The organism is Prevotella sp. CAG:592, assembly GCF_000436015.1.
Classification (GTDB): domain Bacteria; phylum Bacteroidota; class Bacteroidia; order Bacteroidales; family Bacteroidaceae; genus Prevotella; species Prevotella pectinovora.
In genome coordinates this window covers 1-20,021 of the sequence record NZ_FR892627.1, presented here as the reverse complement: position 1 = coordinate 20,021, position 20,021 = coordinate 1, and the positions used below count along the sequence as shown (strand labels likewise).

Here is a 20,021-nt window from a genome sequence, read left to right as displayed (position 1 = left end):
GACATCGCCGACAGCAAGTCGGGCATCAAGGTGGTTCGCCAGGTGATGGTTCCGGAAAACGGCAAGGCTGCCAAGGGTGGCGCTCTCAATGTGGGCGACCGCATCGCTGTGCGCATCACCATCACCGCCGACCGCGACTACGACTTCGTGCAGGTAGTAGACAAGCGTGCGGCATGTATGGAACCCGTGGCGCAGACCAGCGGATACGGATGGGGATACTACTGCACACCGAAAGACAACGCCACCCATTACTACTTCGACCGTCTCTCGAAAGGCGAGCACGTGGTGGAGACGGAGTACTATATCGACCGTGCAGGAAACTACACCGCCGGAACATGTACCGTGCAGTGTGCCTACTCTCCTGAATTCTCCGGCAGGGCCGGCGGCATGGAGCTGAAGATTGTGAAATGATAGTATCGGCACGATAGAATGTCAGCCGGTATTGTCAGATAGAATGTCAGATACGACACCATATAGAATAACAGACATATAAAAACAGATATTTAATAGATGAATAACAAAACGATGATATTATCCTTGCTGGCTATGGCGTCGGTTGATGCCATGGCGCAGCGCATAACGGCAAAGAATGAGATAGTAGACTGTGGCAGCGTGATGTATGAAACCCCTGTTACGGTGAAGTTTGAACTCACCAACAAGGGTAGCGAACTGAACATCGACCAGGTGAGGGTGAGCTGCGGATGCACCACGGTGGACTATCCGCGTACAGCAATCCCCAAGGGAGACAGCTTCACTGTTACGGCAACCTACGATGCACGCCAACTCGGACACTTCGAGAAGGAAGTGGCGCTCTTCTGCAATTCCTCCAAGCATCCTTTCTATCTCAAGATGAAAGGAGTGGTGGTGGATGAAATATCTGATTTCACTGGTACCTTCGAACACAAGATCGATGGTATGATGGTGGACAAGAACGATGTGGAGTTCGACGACGTGAACCGTGGCGACTATCCCGTGCAGCTCATCCATATCAAGAACAACACGGGCGAGACTATCAGTCCTGTGGTGATGCATCTTCCAGCTTATCTCACGGCAAGCGTGTCGCCGACCAACATCGCTCCGGGCAAGACCGGCGTTGCCACGCTGAAACTCAACTCCAAGAAGCTGCGCGACTTCGGACTGACACAGACCTCCGTGTTCCTCGCCAAGAAACCGGGCGAGAAGGTGAGTATCGACAAGGAAATATCTGTCTCTGCCGTCTTGCTGCCAGATTTCGACAATATGTCGGAGACGCAGCTCGCCAACGCACCGAGCATAAAGCTCTCTGCCACGGAACTCGATTTCGGTGACTTCGGCGAAAAGCCAACCAAGACCGAAACGGTGATAATAGAGAACACCGGACGTTCGGTGCTCGACATCCGTTCGATGCAGATGTTCACCACCGGCATGAGCGTGAAGCTCAACAAGACGAAGATAAAGCCGGGCGAACAGGCAAAACTGAAGGTGACGCTGAACAAGAAGCAGCTGCGCAACGCCAGAAGCAAACCGCGTGTGCTGATCATCACCAACGACCCGAAACAGCCGAAGGTGGTAGTGAAAATGAAACTGAAAACACGATAATCTTAATCTAAATACACAGTATGGACCATCCAGAGAACAGTAAAGAATACGTGGGACTGCAGGTGAACCAAGGTGTGGCGCAGCCCTCCATCATAAACCCATATCTGAAGCGCAGCCGCTTCCAGCGCCGCGAACTCTCCGTTGCCGAAATGGTGGAAGGAATCGTGAAGGGCGACGTCACCGTGCTCTCACAGGCAGTGACTCTCGTAGAGAGTGTCAATCCGGACCATCAGCAGAAGGCGCAGGAGGTGATAGACAAATGTCTGCCATATAGCGGCAAATCCATCCGCATCGGTATCAGCGGTGTGCCGGGAGCAGGAAAAAGCACGTCGATAGACGAGTTTGGAGTGCATGTCCTCGACCGCACCGGCGGCAAGCTCGCCGTGCTCGCCATCGACCCCAGTTCGGAGCGCTCCAAGGGAAGTATCCTCGGCGACAAGACCCGTATGGAGAAACTGTCGGTAAGGAAGGAGTCGTTCATCCGTCCCAGTCCTACGGCAGGATCCCTCGGCGGTGTGGCACGCAAGACCCGTGAGTCGATAATCCTATGCGAGGCAGCCGGCTACGACAAGATTTTCGTGGAGACCGTGGGAGTGGGGCAGAGCGAGACAGCCTGTCATTCCATGGTAGACTTCTTCCTACTCATCCAACTTGCCGGAACCGGCGACGAACTGCAGGGCATCAAGCGAGGCATAATGGAGATTTCCGACGGAATAGTGATAAACAAATGCGACGGCAGCAACGTGGACAAGTGTCACATCGCAGCCACCAACTTCCGCAACGCCCTGCATTTCTTCCCGCCATCAGACAGCGGATGGGTGCCGAAGGTGCTTTGCTACAGTGGTTTCTATGGAACAGGCGTCAAGGAGGTGTGGGATATGATATATGAGTATTTCGATTTCGTGAAAGGTAACGGATACTTTGACTATCGTCGCAACGAGCAGAACAAATACTGGATGTATGAGACGATAAACGAGCAACTGCGCAACAGCTTCTACAACAATCCCGATATCCAGCAGAGGCTGCAGGCATACGAGAACAGTGTGCTGCTCGGACAGAAGACCAGCTTCGCAGCTGCCCGCGACCTTCTCGACATTTATTTCAAGAAACTGTGATGGATAGAAACAACGGAAAAGAGGTGACACAGCATACCCATTCCTGTGGCAATGCGTCGCCTGCGGTAGAGATAGACAGCGGGAGCGGTTTCTGCTTCGGTGTCACCACTGCCATTCGCAAGGCGGAAGAGGAACTTGCCAACGGTGGCACGCTCTATTGTCTGGGTGACATCGTGCACAACAGTATGGAGTGTGAGCGGCTGAAGAAACTCGGACTAGTCACTATCAACCATGATGAGATGGAGCGCCTGCGCAATGTCAAGGTGCTGCTCAGAGCCCACGGCGAACCACCGGAGACCTATGCCATGGCGGAGCGCAACGGCATAGAGATAATCGACGCCACATGTCCTGTGGTGCTACAGCTGCAGCGTCGCATAAAGAGTCAGTATGACGCCCATGGCGAAGCGCAGATAGTGATATTCGGCAAACCCGGACATGCCGAAGTGCTCGGTCTTGTGGGACAGACCCAGGGCAGCGCCCGCGTGATAGCCCATTTCGACGATGTGAAGACGCTCGACTTCTCCCGCGACATATATCTGTATTCGCAGACCACCAAGTCGCTCGACGAGTTCCACCGCATCATCGACTACATACAATGCCACATCTCGCCCGACGCCACGTTCCGCAGCTTCGACACCATCTGCCGACAGGTGGCAAACCGTATGCCTAATGTCAGCAGCTTCGCCTCGCGCCATGATCTTGTGCTCTTTGTGTGTGGCAGAAAGAGCAGCAACGGCAGGGTGCTCTTCAACGAATGTCTGCGCATCAATCCCAATACACACCTCATTGAGGGACCGGGAGAGATATGCGACGAGTGGCTCCATGGTGCCGCCACGATAGGAATCTGCGGAGCCACGAGCACCCCCAAGTGGCTCATGGAGGAGTGTATGCAGAAGATATTGAATGGCGAACAAGGATAACCCCCGATCTGTCTGATTACTGATTTGGAATAAAGAATAATAGAAGACTCTTGCCCAATGAATCAATCTTGTGTCATATTAGTATATATAATAAAAGGTATGAGACTTTTGCTTAGTCCCATACCTTTTGTCTTCTTCTTAGGATATCTTTATTCCAGCTTTTCCATCGTTTCCTCAAACTTCTGTTTCAGCCATTCCTTCTGTTCGGGGATTGTCATATTGCTGTTGTCGAGCACCAAGGCATCGTCGGCCTGTTTCAGAGGCGAAGTCTCGCGATGTGTGTCGATATAGTCACGCTCCTCCACGTTCTTCAATATCTCGTTGAAGTCGGCAGCCATACCCTTCTGCTTCAGTTCGTCGTAGCGGCGCTGTGCGCGTACCTCGGCAGAAGCCGTGACGAAGATTTTCAGTTCGGCGTCGGGGAATACCACAGTGCCGATATCTCTGCCGTCCATCACGATGCCCTTCTCCTTGCCCATCTCCTGCTGCTGTCTCACGAGAGCCTGGCGTACGAAAGGCAGGGCGGCTATGGGGCTCACATGGCTCGACACCTCCATCGAGCGTATCTCCTTCTCCACGCATTCTCCGTTGAGAAAAGTGTCGGGGCGGCCGGTTCCGGTGTTCAGTCTGAATGATATGTTTATCTCCGGCATCGCCTTCTGCAGGGCTTCGGTGTCTATCGTGTTGTCGGTGGCAAACATGCCGTGGCGCAGGGCATAGAGCGTCACCGAGCGATACATAGCTCCTGTGTCCACATATATATATCCCAAATCCTTGGCGAGGTCTTTTGCCATCGTGCTCTTTCCGCAGGATGAGAATCCGTCGATGGCGATAACGATGCGATTGTTCTTTGCTTCCATTTCTTTCTTTATGGTGTTTTAAGTTTTGTCATTACAGAGAATACGACACGTTGACGAGCAGCGAGTTTGCCGACACGTGGTATTTGGCATATCCCACCTGCAGCTTGAATCTCTCCAACTGCATTCCGGCTCCGAACGACAGTCCGGCTCCGTGGCTGCTCTTTGAGGCGTCCTCGCCAGTGCCCTCGGCTATCTTCATGTCGTGTGCACGACGGAAGTTGTATCCTCCGGCCACATAAAACTGGTCGGAGAGTATCAGTTCCACTCCACACACGAGGTGGTTTATGAAGCTGTAGTCCCAGTGGTTGAGGTCAACGAGCGTTGCCGAGATTCTGAACGGCATGTTTGCAAATCTCTTGCTCGCTCCTATCTGCAGGTCGAGCGGCATCTTGCCGTAGTCCTCGTCGTATGCCTTGAACTGTCCGCCGAGGTTCTTGGCCACTGCCGACACTGAGAACTCCGACTCCGGGTCGTAGTAGTTCAGTCCCAGGTCTATGCCAGCCGCCATGGAGCTGTATCCGCCGATATACGATGCCACCCATCTTGCCGTTATACCTCCGGCGAGGTTTTTCGCCAGCATATAGCTGAAGGTTCCTGCCAGTGCAATCTCCTGTGCAGAGAATTCTCCCGTCTGGACGTTGTTCTGGTCCGTTTCCTTCATCTTGCCGTAGTTGATGTATTGTCCCAGAACCGCCCATGATGCCTTGTCGTTTACCACCCTGTTGAATGCCGCGCTTCCCGTTATCGCCCCCTCCATATATGTCATGAAGTTGAGGTTCAGCGTCTTGTCGCTTACCGACGACAGCAGTGCTGGGTTGCTGAACGTGAGCGACGGGTCGTCTTCTATGATGCTCACGTTGTCGCCACCGAGGGCTGCCGCATGAGCGCTCACGGGCAGCCTCAGGAAATTGTATTCCGTCTGGCTCTCCTGTGCGGTTGCCGTGGCGGTCGCCACGATGCTCAGTATGAGGTATAAAAAGATTTTTCTCATTCTTGTCTTTTATGGGGAGTCTGTCCTTGTTTTGCAGTTATGGACAGTTCCTTGGTGATAAATAGGTTGCCGCTCTTTGTCCGTCGGGTCATCCGTCTGCTTACTGGTGCAAAGTTACAGCATCTCAACGTTAAAAACGAAAAAATCCCTTTTATATTGTTTTGAGTCCATTCATTTTCATCAGGTCGGTAGTATGATGCTTCAATCCAAGACGACCTGATGACCGATTCGGGTTTAAAGATGTTATCAAGTTTACTCAGATTTCCCTGTTCTCGGCTCACAACAATCTCATTAACCATTGTTTTCCTTACTTTTCTGCTTTATCCTCATTCATAAAAAACTGGCAGAACTCTCTTAATTGCTGCTGCATTTGCTCCTGTGGTATCAAGATACGCTTATACTCAGCAATCATTGTTGGACTCATGCTGCGACTCATGGCATATTCAACAACCACCTTGTCTGCATCGGGGCATAATATTATGCCAATAGATGGGTTCTCGTTTGAACGCTTCACATCGCGGTCAAGAGCCTCCAGGTAAAACTCCAACTGACCAAGGTCGCGTGGGTGGAACTTTGTTTTCTTCAATTCCACAGCAACGAGAGCTTGAAGCCCACGATGGAAGAACAGTAAATCAGCCTTAAACGAAGAAGCACCGACATTTAAGCGATACTCTTGATCCATAAAGATAAAGTCCTTACCCAATTCAAGAATAAACTGCTTCATGTGTTCTATCAAGTCATGCTTCAGCTTCGATTCGCTATGTTTTTTTGGCAAGTTGAGGAAATCCACGAAGTATGTATCTTTGAACATTATCGGAGATTTGGGATAAGTTTCAAGCAGACCTTTCGACAGATTAGTTTTGTTACTCAATAACGCTGAATATGTATGGTTCGATATACAGCGTTGCAGTTCGCGTACAAACAAATGCTCTTTATGGGCATAAAGAATGTAGAATAACCGTTCTTCTACACTTTTACACCTACACAATATCTCAATATGGTTTGTCAAAGTTGTCAGTGCCAAGATGTCGGGCATTTGTCCAATTTGTGACTGCACAGTTATAGCCTCTCCTTGCTTAAATCCTATTTGTGCAGTTTCCGACTGCACAAATTTATCCGTCATATATTTTCTTATAGCTACAGCAAAAACTTCAGATGAATATTCATCATAAAACATCACCATGTTGTAAATGTTTCTCTTGCTGAAGCCTTTGATATCAGGGCGGTTGGAACGAATATATTCAGACAATTGGGCTACGACTTTACTTCCCCATTCCTCGCTTTTCAGTTTCATTGAAACATAACCTCCAACATACCATGCACAAAGCAGAGATTGTTCGTTGACTGCACGTGACGCCTTACTCCTATGCTGAACTATTATATCCACCACTTCTGTAAAATCTCGCTCTTGGGAAGTTCTTGTCAAATCCTTATTTATGCTCATATTCCTTATTATAACCCGTTGGCGGAATTAATTTAGTGCATATTTAATTCTGCCAATGGACTTTTTATTAATATAGTTTACGTATCACAGAATGGTAGGTGCACTAATATTGCCAATGGTTCTGGCAAGCAAACCATTCGCTATTTCATTCCCCCACAAACTCTTTCACCTTTTCCGTGTATTCTTTGTGGTGGTCGCGGTATGCCATGGCGTGTGCTGACCCTTTGGCTATGAAGATGGCTTTGCGGCCGTGGCGCTTAGCCTCGTAGAGCGGACGGAGCATGGAGTAGGGCACGTAGGTGTCGGCATCGCCGTGGATGAAGAGCATCGGTTTGGTGCTGCGCTCCACCTGCTTTATCTGCTGCGCCTCGTCAAACGACCATCCGTATCTCTGTTGGCAAAGCCAGGAAGTTGTATTCATCAGCGGGAACGACGGCAGCCCGAACTCCTCTTTCAGCTGTCCTGCAAACTCATCCCATACGCTCGTATAGCCACAGTCTTCAACAAAAAACTCCACATAATCCGGAGTCTTCTCACCCGCCACGGCCATCGTGGTGGCTGCACCCATAGAGATGCCGTGGATGACTTGCTTTGTGGATGAATACCTTGACGCTCTGAACACATTATTTGCCACTTCCGCCCATCTTATCACGTCCCATCTGTCCTGCCACCCCATCTGTATATGGTCACCCTCGCTCTGTCCGTGTCCATACAGGTCGGGCAAGAGCACATTATATCCCAAATCGTGGTTGTATAGATAAGCGATGTGTAGCATTCCCTCGGCACGCACCTTATAGCCGTGCACCACAACTGCCGTTTTGTCTGTTGCCTTTGGTGCATAAAGATAAATGGCGTGTGCCTTGTAGCCGGAGGGCATAATGAGGAACGTGTCCTTCACGCAATGGTTCCGGTATATGGAATCCATCCACGCCGTAGTCCACGGACATTCGTTCCGTGTCCTGTTCTTCCAGTGTTCCGCCGTCATGCGTTCCCCTTTCGGATAGCCGAGCGAATAGTCAAGCATATAGCTGCTGGCTCCATACAATGCAAGAACCAACATTACTGCCACCCCCAACGTTATCCATACCTTTATATAGCAGGACTTTCTGTTCTCTCTCTGCCTCATATAATACTCTAACTATTTACATATTTATTATTTCGCTTCAAAATTAAGCAAAATAATGGAAATAACATGTAATAAATAAAGAATAAGCGGAACGTTGGTCTGAATAATAATACCAACGTCCCGCCACCTTATAGGAATTGAGTATAATACAATAATTCTGTTACAGTGAACCATTCATAGTAATCGCCGAAAGTTATCTTGTTGTTCTCATCCACACTAAATGTAAATGTCTGTCCCAGCACTTAACCCGATACATATTCTATATCTCCGGAGACTCTATCGTGGTCTGTTTCTCGGCAGGATTGCAACAAATCGTTCAAAACATGCAACAGATGATACGATGAACGATTCGTTTCTGTTTGTGCAACATCCGTTCTTGTTGGATATCAATACATTATATAACTTTGCAGCACTAAAATCAAACAACTAACAAAACCATTAAAACTTATGAGCAATCTATCAAAAGTATTGATTAGCTTCTCACTTCTGGCGATGAGCATTACTGCCAACGCACAGAAAATTAAAGTGAGCGGTGTGGTTACAGACGAAGCTGGTGAAACAGTAATCGGAGCAACCATAATGGAAAAAGGAACGAAGTCGGGAACTATAACAGACTTTGACGGTAACTTCATGCTTGATGCTGACCAGGGAGCAACTCTTGTCATATCTTATGTCGGCTACAAGACAGTGGAAGTTAAAGTACAGCCAAACATGAAAATAAAATTGGCTGAACTTGCCAACAACCTGAACGAAGTTGTCGTAACGGGCTATACAACCCAAAAGAAAGCCGACTTGACGGGTTCTGTATCTGTCGTTTCTACAAAGAATCTGAAATCATCTTCTGACACAGACCCGATGCGTGCCTTGCAAGGACGAGTTGCCGGTATGACCGTTACAACCGACGGTTCTCCTATTGGTAGCGGTAAGGTACGTATCCGTGGTATTGGTTCTTTCAACTCTTCACAAGATCCTCTTTATATTATAGATGGTGTACCTACAAACATGGCATTGAACACTCTCAACACTAATGATATCGAGAGTATGCAGGTGTTGAAAGATGCAGCCTCGGCTTCTATCTATGGTTCAAGAGCTTCAAACGGTGTTATCATCATAACGACGAAGAAGGGAAAGAAGGGTAACAAGGTGGCTGTGGACTTCTCAGCAAACCTTACCGCACAATTCTATTCAAGTCAGTCGAAAATGAAACTCCTCAATTCTGGCGAATATGTTACAGCCATGGCACAGGCAGCTCTCAACGACGGTCTCGACCCTGTTGTCTATGCAGCAAACTATGGCATTGATTTGAATGCACAGAACGGTATTCCTATCACAGTTTGGAATCCGGCAACAAACCAATATCAGAACTATACGATAAACGGAAGGTACGACGGATATATAAACTCAAAGAAGACAATGCGATTCTCTGACACCGACTGGCTGGATGCTATCTCACGTACCGGATTCATGCAGAATTACGATTTATCGGTATCGCATGCCAACGACAAGCACAGCGCAATGTTCTCTTTAGGATACAAGAATAATGAGGGCGTATTGAAATATACCGATTTCCAGAATATCTCAGCAAGACTGAATACTTCATGGAATCTGAACAAGATGCTTACTGTTGGCGAGAATCTCACTCTTACTTACACATCGCAAGTAGACTGCCACCCTATGGAGAATGCGTTGAAGATGCCTTCTATCGTTCCTGTATACGAGGAGAACAGTAAGGTTTTCGCAGGTCCTGTTGGCAGCATGTCCGACCGCCAGAACCCTTGCCGCGAGCAATACGACAACCGTAACAATAATCTCGACTACTGGCGCATATTCGGCAATGCATTTGTAGAACTGAAGCCTATCAAAGGATTGACACTCCGCTCAAACTTCGGTTTGGACTTCAAGACATCATTCATCAATGCGATGATAAACACTTTCCATTCTGACATCGTAAGGAATGATATTGCCAAAACAACATTGAGCAACAATAACGAGACCAACTGGACTTGGTCTAACACTGCGCAGTATGTAAATAAAATAGGCAAGCACAATTTTGACATCCTCGTCGGTAGCGAAATGTCTAAACAGTCTGTTATTGATTTCTCTGCCTACTCTGAAGGATATGCCCTGGAAGACAAAAACTATATGTGGCCAAATGCTGCAACTGGAACTATGACCAATAGCGGTGCTAAGTTTGGCTATCGTCTGGCATCATTCTTCGGAAAAGTGAACTACAACTGGGATGATCTTCTCCTTGCATCTTTTACTATCCGCTACGACGGTTCTTCACGCTTCGGCAAGGCTCACCGCTGGGGTACATTCCCTGCTGCATCTCTCGGCTTCCGCTTCTCTAATCTGTTGAAAAAGGAATGGCTTGACGATGCAAAGCTGCGTCTGTCATGGGGACAGACTGGTAATCAGGCAATCGACAACAACGCACAGTTTGGACTTTATGTCGCTGACTACGGATTGGACCGCGTTACATCTACAGCCTACGACCTGTTCTTGCAGGGTTCCGGCACTTTCCCTTCAGGTTACCGCGCCACACAACTTGCAAACCCTAATTTGAAGTGGGAATCGGCAACACAATACAATGTCGGTGTTGACTTCACGATGTTCAACAACAGTTTCTACGGAACTGTCGATGCTTATATCAAGAATGTGAAGGACATGCTGATTAATCCTGCATACCTCGGTGCAACGGGCGAGGGTGGCAACACTTGGAAAAACGGCCCGTCGCTCCGCAACTGTGGTATGGAGTTCAGCTTGGGCTATCGCACAACACTTGCTAACGGACTCGGAATCGACGTCAACGGCAATTTGGATTTCTTCCGCAATAAAGTAACTTATCTGCCTTCATCTACAACGGGTGCTTATACTCATACTACAAAAGAAAATCTCGTACAGAGCGGCAAGTCATACGGTTCTATCGTTGGATATGTAGCTGACGGAATATTCCAGACTCAAGAGGAAGTTGACAAGTCGGGACAGCCAAACGCACGTGTCGGTGGACTGAAATACAAGGATTTGGATCACAGTGGCAGCATTAATGCCGACGACCAGACTTGGATTTACGATCCAGTGCCAGCATTCTCTTACGGACTGAACATTGCTCTCAACTACAAGGGATTTGATTTCAGCATGTTCTGGCAGGGTGTTTACGATCAGGACGTCTACAACAACCAGAAGTTCCAGACCGATTTCTGGGCTGTTAACGACCCTGGCTCAAACAAGGGAACACGTCTGCTGAACGCATGGAACACAAACAATACAAGTTCGTCGATTCCTCGCTTGAGCACAATGAATACTGCAGATGAGGGCAGGGCTTCTTCATACTTCGTGGAGAATGGTTCTTACCTGAAGCTCCGCACTCTGCAGATTGGATACAATATACCTAAGAGTGTTTTGTCAAAAGTCAAGATGTCAAGTGCACGCATTTATGTTTCCGGACAGAATCTGCTTACTATAAAGAGCAAGAGCCTGACATGCTCCGACCCTGAGAATCCTGACTGGAATTATCCTTTGTCAACATCATTGTCGTTTGGACTTCAAGTTGGTTTCTAATACAAATTGCAGAATTATCATTAAGACATAAAAGGTATAACGATTAAACGAATTTTCATTATGAAAAAGATATATACAATAGTGCTTGCAGTAGCACTTGCAGGAACATTCGCAAGTTGTGATGACTTTCTGGACTATAATCCGACAGCTGTGATAGACGAAGACAAGGCCTTCAATGAGCCGGAAAAGATGGTGAACAGCGCATACGCCATGCTTGGTGACTGCTGGTACAGCTATCCGTTCAATCTCTGGCCTTATGGCGACCTGGCATCAGACGACTGTCTGAAAGGTGGTTGGGGAACTGGTGACACTGGTTACCACGATGTGGAAATATGGAAGACTCTGACTTCTACAAAAGGGGAACTCGATGAACTTTGGTATCGCCTTTACTGTGCCGTATCTCGTTGCAACCGTGCGTTGGTCTCCCTTGAACAGAACGGCGAAAAGGCCCTTGGAGCTGAAACAACAAAACAGCGCGAAGCTGAGGTTAGATTCCTCCGCGCACATTTCTATTTCAAGCTGATTACCATGTTCCGCCAGATTCCATGGATTGACGAAAAGGTATATGCCGACAATGCTACGGAGAAGACTTCTAACACACAATTCACATACGAGGAACTGTTCCAGAAGATTATCGACGATTTCCAGTTTGCCCATGATGTTCTACCAGCTAAGCAGGCTGATGGCGGACGTGCCAACAAGATTGCTGCTGCCGGATATTTGGCAAAATGTTATCTCACATTGGCTTGGGGCGACGGATATGAGGCAACCGATGGCGTTGACCATATCAACAAGCAATACATGCAGAAGGTTGTTGACTATACTGATGAGGTAAAGAATTCCAATTATGGATATCTGGAAGACTACGGCGACATTTTCTTGCCTGAATACAAGAACAGTAAAGAGTCTGTATTCGCCGTGCAAACCTCTGATTATAGCGGAGACCATACAAAATATGGTCGTGCCAACTGGTCGAACATGTTGAACGGCTGTTGGGGTATCTGGTCTTGCGGATGGGATGTTCACAAACCATCACAGGACTTGGTGAATGCCTTCAAGACACGCAACGGACTGCCAGAGTTTGATGACTACAACAATAGTATCGACTACCCGGTAAACGGCAAGGTCACTGCCCAGAAATGGGATCCGCGTTTGTTCCACACCATCGGTATGCCTACCTTCCCATATAAATACGAAAAGGAATACACTCTGACGACAGACAATGCCCGCACTCCTGACGTCTACGGTTATTACACTTCAATGAAAGAAGTGCCACAACGCTCTAAAGGTGAAACATATAACGGCTCATGGCAGGCTTTCGCAATGAACGACTACGTATTGAGATACACCGATGTAATGCTTATGAGAGCCGAAGCTCTTATAGAACTTGACCGTCTTGGAGAAGCACGCGCCATAATTAACGATATCAGACAGAGAGCAAAGAATTCTATAGACAAACACATTGAATATGCCAAAGACCAGTGTGACATTGCTCTCTATCCAGAGTCTTATTTCCAGGATAAGGAAACTGCACGGAAATGCCTGCGCTGGGAGCGTCGTCTTGAGTTGGCAATGGAAAACGGAAGATTCTTCGACTTGCGCCGTTGGGGAATAGCTTCAACTACGCTGAATAATTACTTCAAGACAGAGCAGAAGGATGTTTACACATTTACCGACAAGGATGGTAATACAGTAAATCAGACTTACGCCGAATATCTGAGGGATGCCCACTTCACAGCCGGCAAGAATGAATTCTATCCAGTGCCATACAACCAGTTATATTATATACCAGGCTTGTATAAGCAGAACAAAGGATACGACGATGCAAAATAAGAATATTGGTTTTCTTATAATATAAGTATAGGCTAGTCAAAAGAAATTAATAGGTAAACTTTAGTCAGAAAAGGTGATTGGATTGATTCAGGATAACATTTAAATTTAAGAATACAGAGATATGAAAAGAAATATATTATCAGTTCTGATTGCTCTGGCATCAATAGGCACAGCATGCGCACAGGAAACACAGTTTCTGAGCAGCAACCATTGTCTGTACCGTATACAGCAGAAGGACAAATGCCTGTTGCTGCCAGTACAGGAGAGTGCTGAAATGAGCAACATAAAGGTTATCGCCGGCAACAAACAGATGAAGTCGCTCAATGTACGACTGGCAATGAACAAGGTGGATTATTATGTTCCGCTTTATCTGGATGAATTCAATGAGGAAAAGACGTTAGCTCTTGATATTCACGTGAACGGCAACTACCGCAACGATGGTGGTATTTCCACTTTCACTTGCTGGAAGAATATCAAGAATGCAGAGAGCTTTGACACGAAAAACCGCGAACAATATCGTCCGCTCTACCATCACACCCCAGCTTACGGATGGATGAACGACCCGAACGGAATGTTCTTCAAGGACGGTGTATGGCATCTCTACTTCCAGCATAACCCTTATGGTTCGCAGTGGGAGAACATGACATGGGGCCACTCCACATCAACCGACCTCATCCATTGGACGTTCCAAGGCGACCCGGTACAGCCCGATGCTTGGGGCTCAATATTCAGCGGCTCGTCAGTGGTAGACAAGAACAACACTGCCGGATTTGGAGAAAACGCCATCGTGGCTCTCTACACATCAGCCGGTGAGAATCAGACGCAGAGCATGGCTTACAGCACCGACAACGGAAAGACTTTCACAAAATATGATGGCAATCCGATAATAACGAGCAACGTGCCCGACTTCCGCGATCCTCACATGTTCTGGAACGAGGATATCAAGAAATGGAACATGATTCTCGCTGCCGGTCAGCAGATGAACATCTACTCGTCTGACAATCTGAAAGACTGGAAGTTTGAAAGCTCGTTCGGAGCCGAATACGGCAGTCATGGCGGTGTATGGGAATGCCCGGATTTGATGAAGATGAAAGTACGTGGCACAGACAAAGAGAAATGGATGCTTGTGTGCAACATAAATCCTGGAGGTCCTTCCGGAGGTTCGGCAACACAATATTTTGTTGGTGACTTCGACGGACATAAATTTACTTGCGAATCGAAACCGGAAGTGACAAAATGGATGGACTATGGTAAAGACCACTATGCCACCGTTACTTTCGACAATGCTCCCAACGGCAGACACGTGGCTTTGGCATGGATGAGCAACTGGCAGTATGCCAATCAGGTGCCTACGTTGCAGTATCGTTCTGCCAACTCCATTCCTCGCGACTTGGGACTCTTCGAATATAAAGGCAACACTTATTGCAGCGTTACTCCATCAGAAGAGATTACTGCTGCACGAAGTAAAAAACCATCAAAGTCTTTGAGCGAAGCTTGCGAAATGGTGGTCAATCTGAAGGGTGATGCCACGATTACGCTGAGCAACAGCAAGGGCGAGAAGGTGGTCATGACATATAAGGCAAAGGACGAAACATTCTCGATGGACCGCACACTAAGCGGAAAGACCGATTTCAGCAGCGACTTTGCTGCCATAACTACAGCCCCTGTATATGGCAAGATGAACAAGCTGCGCATATTCATCGACAAGAGCAGTATTGAGGTGTTCGACAACGACGGAAAGATGGCTATGACAAACCTTGTGTTCCCAACAAAACCTTACGACAAGGTAACGATAAAGGGCAAGACAAAGAAATATGCAGTATATAAACTGAAATAATGAACTTATATAAAACAGAATAAAATGAGTAAATCTGCTAAACTTACCCTCATCCCGGTGATGCTCTGTTTCTTCGCCATGGGATTCGTAGATATGGTAGGAATCGCCTCCAACTACGTGAAAGAAGACCTCAACCTGAATGACACTACGGCAAACATGTTCCCGTCGCTCGTCTTCTTCTGGTTCCTCCTGTTCAGTGTGCCCACGGGCATGCTTATGAGCAAGATCGGCAAGAAGAACACCGTGTTGCTCTCGCTCGCCGTGACCACAGTGTCGCTCCTTCTGCCGCTCTTCGGCGAGAACTTCACACTGATGCTCGTGTCGTTCTCCCTGCTCGGCATAGGCAACACTCTGATGCAGACGTCGCTCAACCCACTGGTGTCTGTCGTTATAAAGGGCAACCTCGCCTCAACGCTCACCTTCGGACAGTTCGTTAAGGCGATAGCCTCATTCCTTGCTCCATACATAGCCATGTGGGGAGCCATTGCTACAATACCGAGCTTCGGCTTCGGATGGAGGATACTCTTCCCCATATATATGATAATAGGTATGGTGGCTGCCGCTGCCCTTTGCGTCACATCCATTCCGGAAGAGCACAACGAGGGTAAGGCTACCGGCATAATGGACAGTGTGCGGTTGCTCGGCAGACCTATCGTGCTGCTTTCCTTCATCGGCATCATGTGTCATGTGGGCATCGACGTAGGCACCAACACCACAGCTCCGAAGATTCTCATCGAGCGTCTCGGATGGTCTCTCAACGAGGCAGCCTTCGCCACATCCCTCTATTTCATCTTCCGAACCTTGGGATGTCTGACGGGTTCATTCTTCCTCCGTGTGATGAAGGCGCGCACATTCTTCATCATCAGCGTGGTGATGATGGCGCTGAGTATGGCTGGAATGTTCGTAGGAACAAGCAAAGTCATTCTTTATGCAGCAATAGCTCTTGTGGGATACGGCAACTCCAACATCTTCTCCATCGTCTTCTCGCAGGCTCTCATCTCGGTGCCTGAGCATAAGAACGAGGTGAGCGGACTGATGGTTATGGGTCTCTTCGGAGGTACGGTGTTCCCTCTCCTGATGGGATTCGCCAGCGACGCCATCGGACAGGTTGGTGCTGTGGCTGTAATGGCAGCCGGAGTGGTTTATCTGTTCACATATATAAATAAGGTGAAACAATAACTTGTACGAGAAACCGTTATAATAATAGGGAATTCAGATACACGATATAAATAAACTCAGATATACGACTATGAAAGATAAATATGTAGTAGGACTTGGCGAGGCTCTTTGGGACGTCTTGCCTGATGGAAAGAAACTTGGTGGCGCACCGGCAAACTTCGCTTATCATGCCGGACAGTTTGGCCTCAACTCCATTGCTGTGAGTGCCCTCGGCGAGGACAAACTTGCAGAAGAGACTATAGAGCAGTTGGAAGGAAAAGGACTCAACTATGTAATGCCACGCGTGCCTTATCCAACAGGTACCGTACAGGTGGAGCTTGATGATGAAGGTATTCCGACATACGACATCAAGGAGAATGTGGCTTGGGACAACATTCCTTTCACCGACGAGGTGAAGGCTGTGGCTGAAAACGCGCTTGCCGTATGCTGGGGCTCGCTGGCACAGCGCAATGTGGTGAGCCGCGAGACCATCTACAAGTTCCTCGACAATACACCGAAAGACTGCCTTAAGATTTTCGACATCAACCTGCGACAGAACTTCTATACCAAGGATGTGATCTGCGAATCTATGAAACGCTGCAACATACTGAAGATTAACGACGAGGAACTGATACAGATAGGCAGGATGTTCGGCTATCCGGGTCTGGACATAGAGAACAAATGCTGGCTCATACTCGGCAAGTACAACCTCGACATGCTGGTGCTCACGTGTGGCGTGAACGGCAGCTATGTGTTCACTCCGGGCTGTGTGTCATATCAGGAAACGCCCAGGGTGGAAGTGGCAGACACTGTAGGTGCCGGCGACTCGTTCACCGGTTCGTTCTGTGCAGCAATCCTCAGCGGAAAGACTGTAAGGGAAGCACATAAGCTCGCCGTTGAAGTGAGCGCCTATGTGTGCACCCAGAACGGTGCGATGCCCGACATAAAGGAACATTTCGAAATCTAAGCAATAAAGCAAAAGCCATATACTCTAAATGGCAGGCTTTATGCAGCAAAAAAGGGTCCATACGAAGTCAAGAGCAGTTGATTTAGTATGGACCCTTTGGTTTTTATCTTACTATCGGTTGCAGGAAAGTTGTGACATCAGCGTTTATCAACAAACTGAGAGAATCTCTCCAGCCCTTCTTTTACGAGCTGTCGCGGACAGGCGAGGTTCCAACGCATGAAGCCTTCGCCTTCCTTACCGTACATGCTGCCGGCATTGAGCCATAGTTTGGCTTCCTTCATGAGTTCCTCTTCGAGTTCTTCCGACGGGATGCCGAGGCTCCGGCAGTCCATCCATGCGAGATAGGTGCCTTCGAGTGGTGCCACAGGCAACTGGGGCAGATGCTCCTCACAGTAGTCCTTGAAGAAGAGATAGTTGCCGTGGATATACTGGAGCAGCTGATTGAGCCATACCTCTCCCTCGTTGTATGCGGCGATGGTGGCAATCACGCCAAACGGATTCACGTCGCATACCTCGTTGATGTTTATCGCCTTGTCGATGCGCTGTCGCCACTTGTCGTTCTCCACGATGATGTTGGCAATCTGCAGTCCGGCGATGTTGAACGCCTTGCTCGGCGCAACGCAGGTGACGGAATGCTTCTGGAACTCTTCCGACACGGAGGCAAACGGTGTGTAGGTGAATCCAGGGTGTACCAGTTCGCAGTGGATTTCGTCGGCCACCACTACAACATTGTTCTTGATGCAGATGTCGCCTATGCGTCGCAGCTCCTCCCTTGTCCACACTCGTCCCGAGGGGTTGTGCGGATTGCAGAGCAGCATAAGGGTGGTCTTCGGGTCGGCGGCACGACGCTCCAGGTCTTCATAGTCGATGGAGTAAGTGTTGTCCTCATACCTCAATGCGCAGCTGTCCAGTTCGCATCCGTTATTCCTGATAGAGGAGAAGAAGCAGTTGTATACCGGAGTAAGGGTCAGCACTTTATCACCCACATTGGTCAACGCCTTTATCACGGCAGACAATGCCGGAACTACTCCCGACGTATATATGAACCATTCGCGCCTCGGCTTCCAATGGTGGCGCCGGCTGAACCATGAGATTACCGCATCGTAGTATTCCTCCGGCACACGGGTGTAGCCGAATATACCGTGCTCCACGCGTTTCTCCAGGGCGTTGATGATGCAGGGGGCGGTAGGGAAATCCATGTCGGCAACCCACATCGGCAGCACCTCCTTGTCGTCGGTGCTGTCCCATTTATATGAGTTTGTGCCGCGTCGCGGCGTTATCTTGTCGAAATCATATTTCATATTCGTCATTTTCTTTCCTCAATCACGCAGTCGGCAGGCTGCTTGATGTTCTCGTCGATGGTAATGGAACCGATTTTGTTGGCAACGATGCGTCCCGACATAGGGTTCTTGATGTTCGCGATGCTGCCCTTGATGTCGGCATTCAGTGTGGAGTATTCAAATGCGCGGTCGCAGTCTTCGCCGAAGGTGCAGTTCTCGAGAATGAGGTCGTGGGCATAGCAGAGGGGCTGCTCGCCGGTGATGTGGCAGTTCACGAGCCGCAGGTTCCTTGAGTGCCATCCCAGGTATTCGCCGTTCAGCTCGGAGTCGTACACGGTAACGTTATCCACCTCCCAGAAAGCATCCTTCGTTGTAATCTTCGCATTATGCACCTCGATGTTTCTTGCATACTGGAACACGTATTTGCTGTCGCTCTCCAATCCATCAACATAAACGTCATGGCTGAACATGAATGGATAGGTGCCGCCGTGCATCTTCAGGTTCTCTATGCGTATGTTGTCGCAACGCCAGAACACCTCGTCTGCATCGTTCATCGTTACGTTCTTCAGTTTGAGATGGCTCATCTCGCGAAACATCTTAGGCGCATCGATAACCGTGTCGCGCATCTTCAGATGGTCGCAATACCACAGGGCTGAACGTCCGCCGACAGCGAAGTAGCAGTTTTCTATTTCAAACCCATGGACATGCCAGAAAGGATAGTTACCCTCGAAACGGCAGTTCGTTGCCTTTATGTTGCTGCATTCCTTTATTGCCGACTCGCCCTCAGTGATGAGCACGTTGTCGATATGCAGGTCGTGAGAAGCGAACAGTGGGCGTTCGCCTCCGAATTGTTTGTCTTTTATGATTTGCATGATGTCGTATGTTTTTTTATTTGTTTGATTCCGTTTTGTTGTATCTTTGTTGTTATCCGCTGCAAAGTTATACATTATTTCCATAAGTGCAATTACCATTATTGCTGAAAATAGTATATATTCATCGAAACAATTGCTGATAGTTATATTCCTTTACTGACGTTTCCTTCTATAGAAACTTTGGGCACAGTTTTGGGCACTGTGCTTGCCCACTTGGGGCACTGTGCTTTCTCACTTGGGGCAAGGTGCTTGCCCCACTTGGGCAAGGTGCTTGCCCGTTTCTTGATGTTTTGATGTGCTTTCCAATGGATGTGATTCGGCAATTTCAAGAACACGCAAGAGCATACAAGCGATATACCAAGATAAAACTGGCTGCGCAAAGAAACTGTTCTCTATTCATAATTCTGAACCATGGAAAGGAATAATAATTATGGCTCCGCACATAGACTTCAGCCCCCACCTAGCCTCAAACCCATCCT

15 protein-coding genes are annotated in these 20,021 nt (G+C 48.3%); 9 read left to right on the top strand and 6 right to left on the bottom strand.

All coding sequences use genetic code 11. From position 1 onward, the window contains the following. From QVO99_RS09800 to QVO99_RS09785, 4 genes are all read left to right on the top strand, one after another. On the top strand, positions 1–411 hold a 411-nt coding region (locus tag QVO99_RS09800; RefSeq protein WP_288177150.1), incomplete at its 5' end, for a hypothetical protein. A 114-nt stretch (positions 412–525) separates the two neighbouring features. Then, positions 526–1,578 carry a DUF1573 domain-containing protein gene (locus QVO99_RS09795; protein WP_369678123.1) on the top strand — a complete coding sequence of 351 codons (1,053 nt, stop codon included), beginning with the start codon at positions 526–528 and terminating at the stop codon, positions 1,576–1,578. A gap of 20 nt (positions 1,579–1,598) precedes the next feature. Then, positions 1,599–2,693, top strand: a complete 1,095-nt coding sequence (gene meaB, locus QVO99_RS09790) for a methylmalonyl Co-A mutase-associated GTPase MeaB (RefSeq protein ID WP_022317432.1) — start codon at positions 1,599–1,601, stop codon at positions 2,691–2,693. Further along, positions 2,693–3,613: a 4-hydroxy-3-methylbut-2-enyl diphosphate reductase gene (locus QVO99_RS09785; RefSeq protein WP_022317431.1), complete on the top strand. Its 921-nt coding sequence runs from the start codon at positions 2,693–2,695 to the stop codon at positions 3,611–3,613. Before meaB ends, QVO99_RS09785 begins: the two co-directional genes overlap by 1 nt. A 149-nt stretch (positions 3,614–3,762) precedes the next feature. On the opposite strand, the gene cmk is transcribed toward QVO99_RS09785, so the two are convergent. From cmk to QVO99_RS09765, 4 genes are all read right to left on the bottom strand, one after another. Then, the gene (gene cmk, locus QVO99_RS09780; RefSeq protein WP_022317430.1) at positions 3,763–4,473 is read right to left on the bottom strand and encodes a (d)CMP kinase; all 711 of its coding nucleotides are present in this window, start codon (positions 4,471–4,473) and stop codon (positions 3,763–3,765) included. A gap of 31 nt (positions 4,474–4,504) precedes the next feature. Next, the gene (porQ, locus tag QVO99_RS09775; protein ID WP_022317429.1) at positions 4,505–5,464 is read right to left on the bottom strand and encodes a type IX secretion system protein PorQ; all 960 of its coding nucleotides are present in this window, start codon (positions 5,462–5,464) and stop codon (positions 4,505–4,507) included. Between the two features lie 307 nt (positions 5,465–5,771). Next, positions 5,772–6,908, bottom strand: a complete 1,137-nt coding sequence (locus QVO99_RS09770) for a PDDEXK nuclease domain-containing protein (RefSeq protein ID WP_022317428.1) — start codon at positions 6,906–6,908, stop codon at positions 5,772–5,774. Between the two features lie 145 nt (positions 6,909–7,053). Next, positions 7,054–8,034, bottom strand: a complete 981-nt coding sequence (locus QVO99_RS09765) for an alpha/beta hydrolase (RefSeq protein WP_022317427.1) — start codon at positions 8,032–8,034, stop codon at positions 7,054–7,056. Between the two features lie 447 nt (positions 8,035–8,481). On the opposite strand from QVO99_RS09765, the gene QVO99_RS09760 reads away from it, so the two are divergent. From QVO99_RS09760 to QVO99_RS09740, 5 genes are all read left to right on the top strand, one after another. After that, positions 8,482–11,595 carry a SusC/RagA family TonB-linked outer membrane protein gene (locus tag QVO99_RS09760; RefSeq protein WP_022317426.1) on the top strand — a complete coding sequence of 1,038 codons (3,114 nt, stop codon included), beginning with the start codon at positions 8,482–8,484 and terminating at the stop codon, positions 11,593–11,595. A 60-nt stretch (positions 11,596–11,655) separates the two neighbouring features. Beyond that, on the top strand, positions 11,656–13,428 hold the full coding sequence (locus tag QVO99_RS09755; protein ID WP_022317425.1) for a RagB/SusD family nutrient uptake outer membrane protein: 1,773 nt from the start codon (positions 11,656–11,658) through the stop codon (positions 13,426–13,428). A 121-nt stretch (positions 13,429–13,549) separates the two neighbouring features. Beyond that, a complete protein-coding gene (locus QVO99_RS09750) occupies positions 13,550–15,265 on the top strand; it encodes a DUF4980 domain-containing protein (RefSeq protein WP_022317424.1) in 1,716 nt (571 codons plus the stop codon). Between the two features lie 24 nt (positions 15,266–15,289). Next, a complete protein-coding gene (locus QVO99_RS09745) occupies positions 15,290–16,444 on the top strand; it encodes an MFS transporter (protein ID WP_022317423.1) in 1,155 nt (384 codons plus the stop codon). A 70-nt stretch (positions 16,445–16,514) separates the two neighbouring features. Beyond that, positions 16,515–17,390 carry a carbohydrate kinase family protein gene (locus QVO99_RS09740; RefSeq protein ID WP_022317422.1) on the top strand — a complete coding sequence of 292 codons (876 nt, stop codon included), beginning with the start codon at positions 16,515–16,517 and terminating at the stop codon, positions 17,388–17,390. A 137-nt stretch (positions 17,391–17,527) separates the two neighbouring features. Here the strand turns inward: QVO99_RS09740 and QVO99_RS09735 are convergent, their stop codons facing one another. Together QVO99_RS09735 and QVO99_RS09730 are read right to left on the bottom strand one after the other, a co-directional pair. Beyond that, on the bottom strand, positions 17,528–18,691 hold the full coding sequence (locus QVO99_RS09735; protein ID WP_022317421.1) for a MalY/PatB family protein: 1,164 nt from the start codon (positions 18,689–18,691) through the stop codon (positions 17,528–17,530). A 5-nt stretch (positions 18,692–18,696) separates the two neighbouring features. After that, positions 18,697–19,542, bottom strand: a complete 846-nt coding sequence (locus QVO99_RS09730) for a DUF3737 family protein (RefSeq protein WP_288177146.1) — start codon at positions 19,540–19,542, stop codon at positions 18,697–18,699. Between the last annotated feature and the right edge of the window lie 479 nt (positions 19,543–20,021).